The organism is Prevotella histicola (genome assembly GCF_055385135.1).
On the sequence record NZ_AP043794.1, the window covers coordinates 283247 to 298922 of the forward strand.

The 15676-nt window shown below is 43.6% G+C and carries 12 protein-coding genes; 9 read left to right on the forward strand and 3 right to left on the reverse strand.

Annotated elements, in window-relative coordinates:
* The first annotated feature begins 9 nt into the window (after window positions 1-9).
* From ACZ48L_RS09980 to ACZ48L_RS10015, 8 genes are all read left to right on the forward strand, one after another.
* Entirely contained in the window at window positions 10-2226 is a 2217-nt protein-coding gene (locus ACZ48L_RS09980) for an FAD-dependent oxidoreductase (protein WP_025792648.1), read from the forward strand.
* 169 nt (window positions 2227-2395) lie between these two features.
* On the forward strand, window positions 2396-2869 hold the full coding sequence (locus ACZ48L_RS09985; protein WP_008823266.1) for an Ig-like domain-containing protein: 474 nt from the start codon (window positions 2396-2398) through the stop codon (window positions 2867-2869).
* Window positions 2869-3438, forward strand: a complete 570-nt coding sequence (locus tag ACZ48L_RS09990; RefSeq protein WP_025792649.1) for a calycin-like domain-containing protein — start codon at window positions 2869-2871, stop codon at window positions 3436-3438. The genes ACZ48L_RS09985 and ACZ48L_RS09990 overlap by 1 nt, the downstream gene beginning before the upstream one ends.
* 13 nt (window positions 3439-3451) lie before the next feature.
* Entirely contained in the window at window positions 3452-4237 is a 786-nt protein-coding gene (locus ACZ48L_RS09995) for an HmuY family protein (protein ID WP_025792651.1), read from the forward strand.
* Window positions 4238-4246: 9 nt separating this feature from the next.
* On the forward strand, window positions 4247-6202 hold the full coding sequence (locus ACZ48L_RS10000) for a TonB-dependent receptor plug domain-containing protein (RefSeq protein ID WP_464722074.1): 1956 nt from the start codon (window positions 4247-4249) through the stop codon (window positions 6200-6202).
* Window positions 6203-6369: 167 nt separating this feature from the next.
* Window positions 6370-7305, forward strand: a complete 936-nt coding sequence (locus ACZ48L_RS10005; RefSeq protein ID WP_025792652.1) for a hypothetical protein — start codon at window positions 6370-6372, stop codon at window positions 7303-7305.
* Between the two features lie 402 nt (window positions 7306-7707).
* The gene (locus tag ACZ48L_RS10010; RefSeq protein ID WP_025792654.1) at window positions 7708-7953 is read left to right on the forward strand and encodes a hypothetical protein; all 246 of its coding nucleotides are present in this window, start codon (window positions 7708-7710) and stop codon (window positions 7951-7953) included.
* Window positions 7950-8675, forward strand: a complete 726-nt coding sequence (locus ACZ48L_RS10015) for an SDR family NAD(P)-dependent oxidoreductase (protein WP_025792656.1) — start codon at window positions 7950-7952, stop codon at window positions 8673-8675. Before ACZ48L_RS10010 ends, ACZ48L_RS10015 begins: the two co-directional genes overlap by 4 nt.
* Window positions 8676-8978: 303 nt before the next feature.
* Here ACZ48L_RS10015 and ACZ48L_RS10020 read toward each other — a convergent pair whose 3' ends face one another.
* The gene (locus ACZ48L_RS10020; protein WP_199897305.1) at window positions 8979-9953 is read right to left on the reverse strand and encodes an alpha/beta hydrolase; all 975 of its coding nucleotides are present in this window, start codon (window positions 9951-9953) and stop codon (window positions 8979-8981) included.
* A 774-nt stretch (window positions 9954-10727) separates the two neighbouring features.
* Here ACZ48L_RS10020 and ACZ48L_RS10025 point away from each other — a divergent pair.
* On the forward strand, window positions 10728-11933 hold the full coding sequence (locus ACZ48L_RS10025) for an MFS transporter (RefSeq protein ID WP_219445161.1): 1206 nt from the start codon (window positions 10728-10730) through the stop codon (window positions 11931-11933).
* A gap of 232 nt (window positions 11934-12165) precedes the next feature.
* On the opposite strand, the gene ACZ48L_RS10030 is transcribed toward ACZ48L_RS10025, so the two are convergent.
* Together ACZ48L_RS10030 and bglX are read right to left on the reverse strand one after the other, a co-directional pair.
* Window positions 12166-13323 carry a purple acid phosphatase family protein gene (locus tag ACZ48L_RS10030; protein WP_025792660.1) on the reverse strand — a complete coding sequence of 386 codons (1158 nt, stop codon included), beginning with the start codon at window positions 13321-13323 and terminating at the stop codon, window positions 12166-12168.
* Between the two features lie 81 nt (window positions 13324-13404).
* Window positions 13405-15663, reverse strand: a complete 2259-nt coding sequence (bglX, locus tag ACZ48L_RS10035) for a beta-glucosidase BglX (protein ID WP_464722075.1) — start codon at window positions 15661-15663, stop codon at window positions 13405-13407.
* Between the last annotated feature and the right edge of the window lie 13 nt (window positions 15664-15676).

Consider the following 15676-nt stretch of genomic DNA (forward strand, 5'->3'; position numbering starts at 1 on the left):
TTTCAAGAAATGAAAACATACAATAGTATTATTATAGGGAGCGGCTTGGGAGGTCTGACAGCTGGTGCATTACTTGCTCTTTGGGGTAAAAAAGTCCTGGTACTTGAGCAACATTACATAGCGGGAGGATGTGCTACAGCCTTCAAACGCAAGGATTTCCTCATGGAAGTGGGGCTACATGAGATAGACGGTCTGCATGAACAGGATTTCAAACGCCCCATAATGGAGTTGTTAGGGCTCTTCGATGGGGTTGAATTCATAAAGATTCCCGAACTATACCATATAAGAAAAGGTGGCTTTTCGTATGTCCTGCCAGAGGGAAAGCAAGCAAAAGAACAACTAATACGGGATTTTCCTAAAGAGGGAAAGTCCATCAATGACTTCTTCATCACCATAGAAAAGTTGTATAAAGAAATGCATCAGATGCCTCGTAGTAAGTGGTTCAGACGACTGATATCCCCCTTGATGCCCTTACTCTACCCTACTATAGCCCGCACTTCCCGACTCACTGCAGGTGAATGGCTCGACCAACACTTTAAGGATAAACGCCTAAAAACTATTCTTACAGCTAATATGTGCTATTATACTGATGACCCATTCAACCTGTCTCTGATGTACTTTCTGGTGGCTCAAGGCAGCTATCTCAACGGTGGAGGACACTTTGTAAAAGGGGGTTCACAAGCCTTGTCCAATTACTTAGTCCACTTTATTGAGCAACATGGTGGTCAGGTGCTCACGGGGAAGTACGCTAAGGAGATACTGATAGAGAACAACCGTGCTGTTGGGGTTGCCTATCAGGACACTTTCAACAGAACAATTCCTATGGAAAAGGTCTATGCAGACACCGTGATTGCCAATGCTGCCCAGCCCAATGTTGCCCAAATGCTACCCGAACCACAGCGCAGTGCATTACAAAAGAGGATCGGCAAACTAAGACCAGCATGCTCCTTGCTCTCTGTTTATTTAGGATTTAATATTGATTTGAGGGAGTTGGGGGTTACACATTATTCTAATGTGATTCTCAACAAAGCACTAAAATCACTCAAAGACATGAAAGACGATGCACACAGTCCATGGGCTGAACGGTCGTTTACATTCGTCAATTACGGGGTGATAGACGCTCAGTTATGTCCCAAAGGGAAGAGTTTCGGAGTCATCTGCACTACTGATTACTTAGCCGATTGGGAGAAACTTGATGATAAAGACTATCAGAAACAGAAAGAAGTAGTTGCAAGAACACTGTTGAATCGGTTGGAAAAAGAATATCCAACCATACTGAACTACTTGGAATATTACGAAGTAGCAACCCCGAAAACCATTCATCGTTATACGCTCAACCCTGCAGGTACCGCCTATGGATACGTACAATCCACAGGTCAGACAGGACCATCGAGAGAAAAAATGACCGCATCCCCTGTAAGAAACCTATACTTCTCCTCTGCCTGGGCACCATCAGGAGGTGGTTATTCTGGGGCTATTTACAGTGGATTCTTTACTGCTAAAGCGATGAACAAAGCCGTTAAATGGTGTAGCTACACACCTTCTAAGATCGAAGACACCCGTAAAGTAAGTCTCTTAAGCAAGGAAATCATCTCAGATAACACCTTGTTACTGACCTTCGAGAAGCCCAAAGGACTGACATATAAGGCTGGACAATATGCCGTATTACAACTACATACACCCCAATACACGCATCTTGACATGCCTTTGCGTCCCCTATCAATGGTCTCTCACCCCTCACAGGACACGCTGAAGTTTGCCATGCGCATCAGTAACAGTGCCTTCAAGAGAAGTATAATGGATATGTCCGTGGGTGATCAGGCGACAATCTTTGCACCAATGGGTGATTTCACCCTACGAAACAAGGGTCATGTGGTGTTCTTTGTAGCAGGAATAGGCATTACACCTGTTGTCTCTATGCTCAAGGAATTGGAACTACAGCATTTCATTGGGCATGTAACGTTGTGCTATTCATGTAAGAATGAATCGGCAGCTGCCTTCCACAAGGATTTAAAACAATGTTCTTTACCCAACTATACCTATCTACCTGTCTTTACACAGACCCAGAAACGCATAGATAAGACCTATATTAGCATGCATATTCCTTATCTTTTAGACAGCCAATGCTATATCGTTGGTACGTGTCCATTTGTAAAAGAGATAGAGACTATCCTACTTGAACAGGGCGTTCAGAGAGAATCTATAGTGAAAGACGACTTCAATTAAGAGCATATTTCCGAGTGATTACACCATGAAAGAGACGCTATTTAAACGTTTACCATCGTCTATTGGGGGCATAAAGTAATGAGAAATCATAATAATTGGGTATTGCAGCCTATCTATATAATAATTATCTTTGCACCCAATAATAATACTTAACAATATAATAAGTTACATGAAAAAAGTTTTACGTACACTTACACTCGCCTTATTGGCACTCTTCGCCAGTACGACAGTTCGTGCTGCCGATCATGTGAAAGTAAGCGAGAAAGACGGAAAGACCACTATCTTTGCCCTGTCTGACGACCCTACAGTAACTTTTACGGCTACTGATCTTGTCATAACAGCAGGCACAAAGACCGTGAACTTCCCTCTTACAGAAGGTCTTACCTTCGAGATTATCACAGAACCAACAGCTATTCAAACCGCACCTAACGCATCACGTGACGTGCGCTTCACACTTGACAACAGCGTTAAAGGTGAAGGATTACAACCCGGAAGCACTGTTGCTGTCTATCGCATTGACGGTCAGACAGTAGGTACAGCGACCGTTAACAGCAACGGTTCTGTGGAGATTCCGCTCAATGGACTACGTGGAATCTTCATCGTTAAATCATCAACTAAATCATTCAAATTTATCAAGAAGTAATGAAAAAGCTTTTTACACTAATAGCAATTGCCCTCATGGGGGTAGCAAATCTGCAGGCACAGACCGTAACTATCAATAAAAAGGATGGTTCAAGTGTAACTTTTGAAACAAAAGATATAAAAGATATCAAGTTCGTACCTGCTGCTTCAAGTAATGAAGAGGTATATACAGGAAAAGGAACCATCAAGATTGGAGGTATGTTTGGTCCTTACGAATCTAAAGGTTCATCCTATACTATCGTTAAAAATGCCAACGGTACCATCACCGTTATGGTTGCTGAAGAGAAATATGAAGGCTTACCTGTAATGGGTAACACGGTCATTGGCACATATACTGTGAAGAATATAGCTTATGATGAGGCAACAAAAACCTACTCACGTGAGCTTGCTAAGGATGGCATCAAGGTACATGTGAAAGGTAATACCATGGACAAAGACCTTGACTTCATCAAACCAAGCAAGATAACAATTAAGTTTGTAGGGACTAATTCCATCTCTGTTAACTCAGTATATCAGTTCACTGGTATGCCAATGGATATCAAAGCAGAGTTCAATGGTCAGAAGAAATAAGTCTGAATGACCTATGCATAAAGCATTAAAGTCGATAAGACTCCTTGCTGGTGGTGTCATCCTGTTGATGGCATCAGCATGCAATGGGGTCTTTGATGATATATATGACACACCTTCCAACGCCACAAACGTCATGCAAGGACAACTCTTTGTGAACGCAACAAGCTGGAAGGACTGGTATTATGTTGACTTCGACTCACTGCAACAGTATGTTGAACGAAAGGATACGGCTGGTTTGCAGAGGGCTCAGACCGTCTTCACAGCTTATCCAATACCAACAACCGGAGCACCATCTGACGGAAAAACGGGTTTATATTCCTATTGGTTCGATGTCTTTGGAGAGGGGATCTCAAAGTATGAACGGCGTGGTTACACACCAACAGGGGCACAACCAGAGCCTGCATCATGGAGTCTTGCATTCCATCGGAACAATGTTCGGACGAACGGAGGAGCGGTGTTGGAAACCCGTTACACCTCCCTTGACGAGCTACCAAAGAACAGTTCGGAGTTTACAGGAGCTGTTTTCACGGGTGATGAGTGGAGTGAGTCGGAGGTTTGGGCTGACCAATCACAGATGTTATCAGGGATTATTGGCTGCCAGGGTATCACTATTAATAAGGTGTTATCATCCTGGTTACGCATCAATATTCCTCCTATGCCTCCTCAGTTTACCCTGAACAGTCATGTGTTTATCATCCGATTGAAGAACGGAAAGTACGCTGCTGTACAGTTAAAGAACTACATGGACACTTCAGGAACAAAGTGTTGGTTGACAATTAATTATAAATATCCATACTAAACCCACGTTATGAGGTCTTCAATACTTATCACTGTCATTGCTTCCTTACTTCCTTTGACGGGCTGGGCAGAGGTTTTTCCTGACTCTCTTGCCGCCCCCATAGAGATGGAACAGGTTGTAGTGACGGGTACACGTACGCCGAAATTGCTTGCCAACACCCCCGTTCTGACGAAGGTTATATCGGCTGATGACATCCGAAAGGCCGATGCCACGAACCTACATGACCTATTACAACAAGTCATTCCAGGCGTAGAATTCTCCTATGCCATGAACCAACAGGTGCACATGAACCTATCTGGCTTTGCCGGACAGAGTGTCCTTATCCTCGTTGATGGCGAACGATTGGCAGGTGAAACGATGGACGATGTGGACTTCACACGCATCGGTATGCAGAATATTGACCATATAGAGATTGTCAAAGGAGCTGCCTCAGCCCTCTACGGATCGAACGCTGCGGGTGGAGTTATCAATATTATCACGAAGAAAGGAGTACGAAATTTCGCACTAAACGTCAACGCTCGCTGGTCGAAACACAATGAACAACGATACGGTTTATCCCTTCAGCTGGGGAAAAAGCAATGGAATAACTTGCTAACTGTCAACAGAAACAGTGTAGATAACTACAATGTCACCAACGGACTGCACCCTATCACACGCGTCATTTCCACGATATACGGTGATAAAGTATGGGATTTCAAGGATCAACTGTCGTATTCTCCGAACGAAAAGATAAAGATAACAGGACGAGCAGGTTACTTCTTCCGACAGATGACACGTACAGAAGAGGTGCCAGAACGCTACCGTGACTTCACAGGAGGACTGCGTGGAGAGTGGAAACCAACGGAGAATGATGAACTTTCGTTGGCTTATTCCTTTGATCAATACGACAAATCAGACTATCAACGCATCACACGTCTTGACATAAGAGACTATTCCAACGTGCAAAACAGTGTCAGATTGCTTTACAATCACACTTTCTCAGGGGGTAATGTACTGTCGGTTGGTACCGATTTCATGCACGATTATCTCTTCAACACAAACATTGAAGGTCATACACGTACGCAGGATGCCTTTGATGCATTCGCCCAATACGATTGGAACATTAATAAACAATGGGAGATTGTAGGGGCTTTGCGTTACGATTACTTCTCGGATGGACACGTATCACGCCTTACTCCGAAACTCAATCTACGCTATCAGCCCATCCGAAACCTCAATATCCGACTCGGATATGGCATGGGATTCCGTGCTCCAACACTAAAGGAGAAGTACTATAACTTCGACATGGCAGGTATCTGGATAGTAGAAGGTAACCCCAATTTGAAGCCAGAAGTGAGTCATAACATCAACCTTTCAGCTGATTATACCAAAGGACATTACAACTTTACGGTGAGTGGTTACTACAATAAAATTGATAATAAGATAGCCACGGGAGCACCTTTCTATAAGTCAGCAACCGACATTATGCCCCATCTTCCCTATCTAAACCTCCAGAATTATAATGTTATTGGAGCAGAAGCAACGGTACAAGGACGATGGAGCAACGGTATTACAGCACGTCTGGCATATGCTTACACAGACGAACACCTACCCAAGAACAAGGCAGGAGAGTCTGTAAACAATCAATATATCCCTGCTCGTAAACATTCAATGACGGGACATATTGACTGGGATCACCAGTTTTCACAGCATTATGGATTAGATATTAGCTTAGACGGACGCTTCCTTTCGGCTGTTGACAACTATGAATTCGTTGATTATTACGACATATCAAAAGGTATCAACACCATTCATTACCCTGCATATGTGCTCTTCAAGCTGGCATTAGTCCAACGTTTCGGTAAGAAAATAAAGGTTTCTCTCGCACTCGATAACCTCTTTAATTATAAACCAGAGTACTATTATCTCAACTGTCCACTGACAGATGGTACGAAATTGATGGTAGGAGTGAGTGTAGATATATAGGAAAGAGACACCAACTTCTCCCCTTCCACGAATGGGAAAGGCTGCTATTACAGAGAAATAACCTATGAGATGGGTATGATTAGTACGTCATTTACTCACGTATCTACCGTAGAGAGTCCTATAAACATACAGAAAAAGAAAGATTGTAACAATGAAATAATAATATAATGGAAGTCCAAACATCAAACATTGAAGACCAAAGCACAAAGGAGAAAGGTCAGAAATCAAAGAAAATATACCCTTGGCGAGCCATCGCTTCGTTCCTTCTTGTATTGTTTACGATGCCATTAGGGCACGCAATCATGATACTAATGGAGAAGTTTATGGACCCTACAGCCGTTCATTATGCAGGTTTCACAATGGGATTCGTGGGGTTGATAATGGTAATCATTGGTGTATTCGTCAAGGGAGACACCCGACAGACCCTCTGGGGGCTCATTGGTGGACTGCTTTTCTGGACGGGTTGGGTAGAGTTTCTCTTCCTTTACTATGCCCGGAGATATGGTGTTCCACCAGAGATAGAGAACGGTCAGGTAGTAACCAAACCCGAATATCTCATCATGCCAGCCTCCTTTGGAATGTGGATGATGGTCATGACAATGTATATCTTCAGTACAAAGAACGGTTGTGACTTCATCACTTGGATACAGAAAAAGTGTTTTGGGAAGCGCAAACAACAGATTGTCTTCCAGCCAATGACCCGCCATACCTCCATAGTAACGTTCATGGAACTGAACATGATGCTATGGGCTTTATACTTATTGTTGATGTTTTGCTACGATAAGAACTTCCTTGGCGACCACCATCCCGTGACTTATCTTGTTGGTGTCAGCTGTCTTGTTGGGTCATTATTCATGTTCAAACGCCAGCTTTTCCTGGCTTCTTGGGGTGCAAACATCCGTATGGCGATTGCTACAGTGATTATCTTTTGGACTCCAGTGGAGATCCTTGGGCGTATAAACTTCTTCCATGAGTTCTGGGTTGAACCAGAGAAATACACGTTCCTCATGGTCTGTATCCTCATCGCTTTCATCTTTTTACTCCTCTATTTCTGGTTTAAAGCATCAAAAAGGAGGAAGTTCAAGAGTCAATCAGTGGGCTAATCATCCCGTCTCATACCGTCTATAGAAGCATTAAAAGGCACGGGAAAGAAAGAAAAAAGGCTATTATGACTTTCAGAAAATGTGCATAATAGCAATAGAACAGGGGCAAATGCCTTCGTCTATCCACAACATCAACTATCACGTGGACAGTCGAAAGCATTTGTCCCTATGCTATATATACGCATCCCACCTCATATATAACACAAGATGAAACGCTCTTCCAGACATCAGATACCTAAGAATCGAAAGATAACAAACGAAGAAAAGAAGGCATTTACATCCACATCACAATGATGGTCAGGGCTTCCATAGACAATCATCAACCTAAGATCGTCAAATGAAATATTTGATTTCCACCAGTGTTTTACTGAAGACAAATCCCTATCTTTGCAGAGAATTATGATGAAAATAGATACAACCAACATGTGTTCACACCTCCAAAAGAAGCTTTTTGAGGAGGATGGAGTGTATTATCCCGTGTGGAAAGCAATGCAGAAGGACGGAGAGTTAACAGCCGTTGTGCGCTCCCGACAGTTGCATATCTACAGAAACGGGAAGAAGATAATGGTCCTTGCAGGCAAGGCAGCACCAAAGATTATTCGTGAAGACAACCTCAGCGAGCTGTTACCAAAGGAACTACTGAGATGAAAAAGGCAATCATCATGGGTGCCAGCAGTGGTATCGGACACGAGGTGGCACGACTACTTATCAACGAAGGATGGACTGTTGGAGTGGCAGCACGCCGCATTGAGAACTTGACCGCCCTACAGAACAGTGCGCCGGAGCGGGTCTTTACGGCACAGATAGATGTGACTGAGGAGCATGCAGATGCCTCTCTCTCAGCGTTAATAACACAGATGGACGGAATAGATATCTATCTTCACGTAGCGGGAATAGGATGGCAGAACCCATCACTTGAGCCAGAAAAGGAGATAAAAACAATGGAAACCAATGCCACGGGCTTCACAAGAATGGTGGGCGAAGCCTATCGCTACTTTGCAGAACACGGTGGTGGGCACATCGCTTGTATCACTTCTATAGCTGGAACAAAGGGTCTTGGACCTGCTCCAGCATACAGTGCTACGAAGGCTTTGCAGAACACTTACCTACAGGCTTTGGAACAATTATCGCTCACTAAGCACCATAACATTAGGTTTACGGATATCCGTCCGGGCTTTGTTGACACTCCTCTACTCTCTGGAACCGCGCACTTCCCAATGCTAATGACTACGGAACATGTGGCAAAAGGCATCATAAAAGCCATCAGACAACGCCGTCACGTATGTGTCATCGATACCCGTTGGCGCATCCTTACGTTCCTTTGGAGACATATACCAGACTGGATTTGGAGACATATCCGCCTTGCGTAAGACAGAATGGATAACAGACAGAATGATATAAAGATATGTTTTTCCAATGATATGCAAAAGAACAGAAGACAGAATGACATAAGAACATATTTCTTTTAATGACATATCTTCTTTAATGATATACAAAAACAAAAGGTACAGGTGTCGCTCCTGTACCTTTTTTCTTAATATATCATTATGTATATCACATCTTCTTACATGCCAATACGGATGCATCCAACCGTATTTTATAAGGAGAAATGTCATTAAAAGGAATATGCCTTTATACCATTCCGCCTGCATATCCCTTCTGAATCTTCAGTCTTATTTACTGGAATGTCCCAACAACACCTCTTTAAAAAACTTCGTTGCAACAGAGACAGGGAGCAGAACGTTCTGTGAGAAGTAGTGGTCAAAGCCCTTCAACAGTACGATCTTACCATTGGGATTATCACGAAGATAAAGACTACTGGTGACATATGGTTCAAACTGATCCTCCGTTCCGTGAATGACATACAGCTTTCCTTGATAGCCTTTGGCTGTCTCGAGGATGTTCAATGTCTGTGCAGTCTTAAGCCATTTACCACCCATTGTGTGTCCCATCACCTCAAATGTTGCTGGGATATTGTTCGGATCGAACTTGAAACCAGAGAATTCGCCACGTTGAGCATCGTCCTGAATGGCTACAGCTGGGGCAAAGAGCACAACACTCTTTATCTTGTTCGTCCCTTCTCTGCCTGCAACCATTGAGGCAATGACACCTCCCATGGAGTGTCCGGCAAGCGAAATGCTACTTACAAAGTCGAGTTTACGAGCATAATTCAGTACCTTTTCAGCATCAGCCTGCAGGTTATTGAAGTCCATATCAACGATATTTCCCTCACTTTTACCGTGCGAATTGAAGTCGAAGCGCAACGATGCGATACCATTCTCCTGTAAACTGTCAGCCAAAGCAGCGAAAAGCGTGTTATCCTTGTCGCTTCCCAGTCCGTGCATGATAATGACCAAAGGCACCTTTGCCCCTTGTTTCATCTCTGGAACCTCCAGTGTAGCAGCCAGCTTTCCCACACTTCCTGGAATCGTCACTTCTGTTTTTCCCGTCCATACATCCTTTTCCATGACTGGTGCAACCGTTGTCGCTGTCGTCTTCGTGGATGTTGACGTCACTTTCCTCACGGGTTTCGCAACTCTTGCAGTCCTTGTTACAGACTTTTTAACAGGCTTTCTCGTCTGTCCATAAGCTGATACTGTCAGCAGAAAACAGAACATCAATAGAATCCAACTCTTGCTTTTGTTCATTGTTTTAGTATTTCTTTTGTTGTTAATAACCATTCATCACAAAGGAAAATAACCCGTTCTGCAAGACGGAGGAAGCCTTGCTGCTCTCCGTCTGACGGGTTAACTCTTCGTTCCTGAAATCATCTTTACGCCACAAAGATATACTTTTTATTCTGTATCGCCCCACATTCTCCCTCACTTTCTTTGTGTAATCGAAAACAAAACGGCAAAGCAATAACTGTCATGGCATGCACCCTCAAGTAGTAATATCCCCCCATCACTTGACAAACAGACCACTTTTAAAAACCTCAACAGCAGCAAGAGGAATATCCATAACCAACCAAGAACAAACCCATAGAAAAGCTCTCGCACCTCCCCTTACCACCCCCTTTTGTAAGAAAGATTCATAACCGCAAAACAATACATGCCCTTTTGCTATGTAAAAGACGCCCTTTTGCATTGCAAAACATGCCCTTTTGATGTGTAAAAGGTGCCCTTTTACAACCCAAAAGATGCCCTTTTACAACCCTCTTCATAACCTCTTGCATCACAACAAGTTACAAAGGCGATTTTTAAGCATCATCTTTGAAATCACGAAAAATCGGTTTCTGATTTTGTATTGATATTTCTTAACCACATAATTCCTCACCATAAGGTTTTCAGTCATGCCCATCATCATTGCTCATCCTCTACGATTGAGATAAGAGACAGTAAGCGGTGCGGAATTATTCAGGCTGAAATTCGCTGATTATCATCAAAAGATATAACTTTGCATGACGAAAATAAAAAGGACTGATGGAGATAAATAGCAAAACAGAAAACAAGAACATAGAACGGACAGCCTTTGGGATTCTACTCACAGTAAGCTTCTGTCACCTCTTAGATGACACCATGCACTCAATGCTTCCTGCGATCTATCCTATGCTGAAAGACGAATTCGGGCTAAGCTTTCTACAGATAGGTATCATCACATTTGTACTACAAATCACCTCTTCAATCATTCAACCTTTCGTTGGATTATACGCTGATAAGCATCACAGTTGGTGGCAGTTACCTGTGAGTATGATATTCACGCTTATCGGTATCTTCATGCTTTCCTATGCCAATAGCTTCTATGTCATCCTGCTGTCGGTATCCCTCTTCGGATTAGGCTCTTCCATTTTCCATCCTCAAGGTTCGCAAGTTGCACAACAAGCATCAGGCGGAAGGAAGGGATTAGCACAGAGTATTTTCCAGGTAGGAGGCAACGGTGGCTTTGCGTTAGGTCCTCTGTTTGCAGCCCTTATCGTGATACCTGTGGGGCTAAGTGGCGTCCGTTGGTTTGCATTCATTGCCATTCTCTTAGCCATTATACTGGTATATATAGGAAAATGGCACGTCAAACAGACCAAGAAAGTTCATAAGAAGAGTCGGACACAATGGACCACAGCAAAGACTTACAGCCGTTATCAGATCTATGGTTTTGTGTTTATCCTCTTCGTGTTGATGTTCTCTAAGAACTTCTATACAGAGAGTATGACCAGCTATTTCACGTTTTTCCTGATAGAGAAGTTCGGTATTTCCATTCAATATTCACAGGTTTGTCTGTTTGTTTTCCTGGCTGCAGAGGTTGTCGGGACGCTCCTTGGCGGATGGATTGGTGACCGTTACGGACGTAAGAATGTGATATGGTTTTCCATTTTCGGTGCTGCCCCCTTCACCATCATGCTCCCCTACATCAGTAGTCTGGCGGGTACCATCCTCCTCTCAGCCCTCATCGGACTCATCATTGCATCCGCTTTCTCAGCTATTCTCGTCTATGCCACCGACTTAATGCCCAATCATATCGGTACGATAGCAGGTATCTTCTATGGTCTTTCGTTCGGACTTGGTGGTGTTGGTAGCTCTTTCTTCGGCTGGTTAGCAGACCAAACAAGTATTCTTTTTGTATTTAAGGTCAGCACTTTACTCCCCCTCTTAGGTATCATTGCACTCTATTTGCCCAAGATGAAGCGCGAATAATACGAGGTAAAACCATTCCTTTTGTTCCCGTAACGACCGTCTTTGTCTGCTGATTCATAAGTTCCTTACCCTAAGAAACCTACTGAGAGCATTGACAGTAACAGCAAACGAAGAAGGGAAAAGACTTCGTTTCCCAGGCATAGACAATGCATCATACAACAAAAAGGGCTAAAACCAAAAGAAGGTTTTAGCCCTTTACATTATATAAGAAGAGAGTGTATGAAAGCAATTCTTACTTTAATGGGAATGTGAAATGCTTCTTATCTTTCCCATTCAGTCCCACATAATCAACGTCCATCTTACCGTTTGCAATGTGACAAAGCAGATAAGTATTATTACTATTGACTAAGTTCGGGAAGTTAATGATCTCATTTGGTTTCTGGAAACCAAAGGCATGAAGGTGTGCAGAGAGCATCACTGAGACGTTCATCTTGTTCAATTCGGGTACGAAAGTCTTCTGCATATGATAAGGACCATGCCAGTTCTCAAGTGTAGGAGGCATGTGAGAGAATACCACTAAAGGATATTTACCAATCTTATGTTCCTCACGAAGGCTGCGCAACCACTTTGTCTGCTCTTCACGATACTGATCATAAGCCACTATACCACTGTATTCAATGTCCTCATCAGGCTTGTCTTCACCCGAATCAATAAACAAAAAGTCGATGCCAGCCACGTGTTGCAGTCGGTAATACTTCCCGTTTCGTGTTGGGAAATACCGATAAAGATAATCCGCAAACTGCCCTCTCAGCTCATGATTGCCACGGTTGAAGAACAAAGGAGTGTGTGTAGCGAACATCTGAACACACGTATCCAAGTAAGCTTCCATCATGTGTTGCTGACTTCTAAGGCGGTTTGACATGTCACCATTGAGCAAAACGAAATCGAGTTTATTGAAGTCTATGTTCTTACATAGCTCCTTCATGAACTGAGCACGTTCATGAATATCATTCAATACCAAGAAAGTTATCTCCCGAGGGTGGGCAGGGAAAGTCGTGAAGTCGTAGGGTTTACCTCTCCACACATCGGTACAAGCCACTTTACCAAACGTCACCCAATCATCGTAACGCCACTCTGCTACCTCCTGAGTGAACACCCGATAACGATACTTTATGTTAGGTTTCAACCCCTCAATATGCACCTTATGCACACTATCTGTAAGCACTTTGCGCCCTTCAAAGATATCATAATAACGTGTCCGAGCCTTTCCATAGAAATGATCCGACCCTTCTGGAGCCAGTTCAACCCATGATAATCCGGGCTTATCTGTTACCCAAACAATGGTAACACTTGTGCTATCCATATCGCAAATCCATGGTCCGTGGGTGATACCTATACCCTTGACGCTGACAGACAGCAGCAACATTAATGCTAACAATAAATGTTTCATGTACTTTGATCTTTATTTTTAAATTGTATTTTAGTCTTTAAAAGATAGTAGAAGTAATACTTTAAGGAAGCAAGAGCACTGCTATTTCTTCCACAGAACCTCCTTTTTCTGCAGCTCTTCACTGTTTTTTCCCACCATAACTTCGAACATTCCAGGTTCAACAATGTACTGCATGTTGTTATCCCAGAACCCTAAATCACGCACATTGACGGTGAAGACAACATGCTTGGTTTGTCCTTTGGGGATAAAAACCTTCTCAAATCCTTTCAATTCCTTTACTGGTCGAACCATGGAAGCAACCTTATCAGCAACATAAAGTTGGACTATCTCCTCACCATCATAGCTTCCCGTATTGGTGACATCCACTGAAACCTGCAGTGAACCATCAGGATTAAACTGCTGAGGACATTGCATCTCACCGTAAGAGAACGACGTATAACTCAGTCCATAACCAAAAGGATAAAGGTTTTTGTTAGGAACATCAATGTGACGAACAGTAGAACTGTAAGGCATATCACCTGGTCTGCCAGAGCGTTTATAATTATAATAGTTAGGAATCTGTCCTTCCGTAAGAGGGAAAGAGGCTGTCAACTTACCGGAAGGGACGGCATCACCAAAGAGAATATCAGCCACTGCGTTGCCACATTGAGTACCTGGGAACCATGCTTCTACCAATGCATCAGCCTGCTTATCTACCTTTTCCAAACACAAAGGACGCCCACTCATGAGGACAACGACAAGTGGTTTGCCTACTTTTCGGAGTGTATCGAGCAACGCTTCCTGCTGTCCCGGCAGACGAAGGATCGCCCTACTGCGTGATTCTCCACTCATTAAAGCCTTCTCACCCACCACTGCTATGATGACATCACTCTGCTTTGCTGCCTCAAAAGCTGATGAAAACTCATCTTTAGAAGGAGCTAAGAAGTCACAACCCTGCACATATTGCAGTGAGACATTACTACCAAGCTTGTTCTTTATACCGTCCAATACAGTCACAACATCGGCATCTTCCCCTCTTGCCTTCCAAGAACCCATTACCTCAGAACGGTTATTTGCCAGAGGACCGATGAGTGCAATACGCTTTGTTTGCTTGGAGAGAGGAAGCGTGGCATTATCATTTTTCAACAGAACCATTGAAGAAACTGCAGCTTTTCGGGCTAAATCAATCATTGACTGAGAGCGAACTACCTGTCGTTCCCGCTTGTTATCAAGGAAACGATAGGGATCTTCGAACAGTCCTAAGGCATATTTAGCACGTAAGATGCGCTCAACAGAAGCATCAATGGCTTGTAAATCAACCTTACCACTCCGCACATCTGCCTCTAAACAACGGTTATATAAACCGTCAGTCATGTTCATATCCACCCCAGCCTTGAATGCCATGAGGGCTGCATCATCATCTGTTTCAGCCACACCATGTGCCTTTAACTCCTGAACTGCATTCCAATCACTCACTACAAAGCCTTGGAATCCCCACTGATGACGCAACAAATCGGTCATCAACCACCGATTGCCAGTAGCTGGTACACCATTAACACTGTTGAAAGCAGACATGAAAGTCTTCACACCAGCATCCACACAAGCCTTGAAAGGAGGGAGATAAACCTCGGATAAGGTAGATAAAGAAAGGTCTACAGGGGCGTAGTCACGTCCTGCCTGTGGTGCTCCATATGCTACGAAATGCTTGGCACAGGCATACACAGAGTTAGGTTCTCCTATGTTCCATTGGAACCCTTTCACCCGTGCAGCAGCTATTTTACTTGCCAGATAGGTGTCTTCTCCTGCCCCTTCAACGATCCTTCCCCATCGAGGATCACGTGCAACGTCCACCATAGGGGCAAAAGTCCAATGGATACCAGAGGCAGATGCCTCTATAGCAGCAGCCTTTGCCGTCTCAAACATAAGCCCTAAATCCCACGAACAGGACTCCGCCAGAGGTGTAGGGAAGATTGTTTTGTAACCGTGAATGACGTCGAAAGCAAACAAAACGGGAATCTTCAACCGTGACAACTGCATGTTTCGTTGCTGCAGTTTCCGAAGATTATCAACCCCACCGACATTCAAAATGGATCCAACCATACCCCTTTCGAAGAGCGAATCAGTAAGAGAACCACTCTTAGGACCCGTCAGAAGCTCTCCTCCTACATACTGTGAGAGTTGTCCTATCTTCTCTGTTAACGTCATTTTCTTCATGAGATTCCTCACAAACAACGTCTCTTTATCTGATGAACGCACAGCCTTCTTCACGGGTTTCTGCGGAGAATCAGGTGTTATGTCATGGGCATTACCCACCAAAAGGCTACCCATGACAAAGGAAAGAGCTATAATACAACGTTTCATATACCTTGAGATT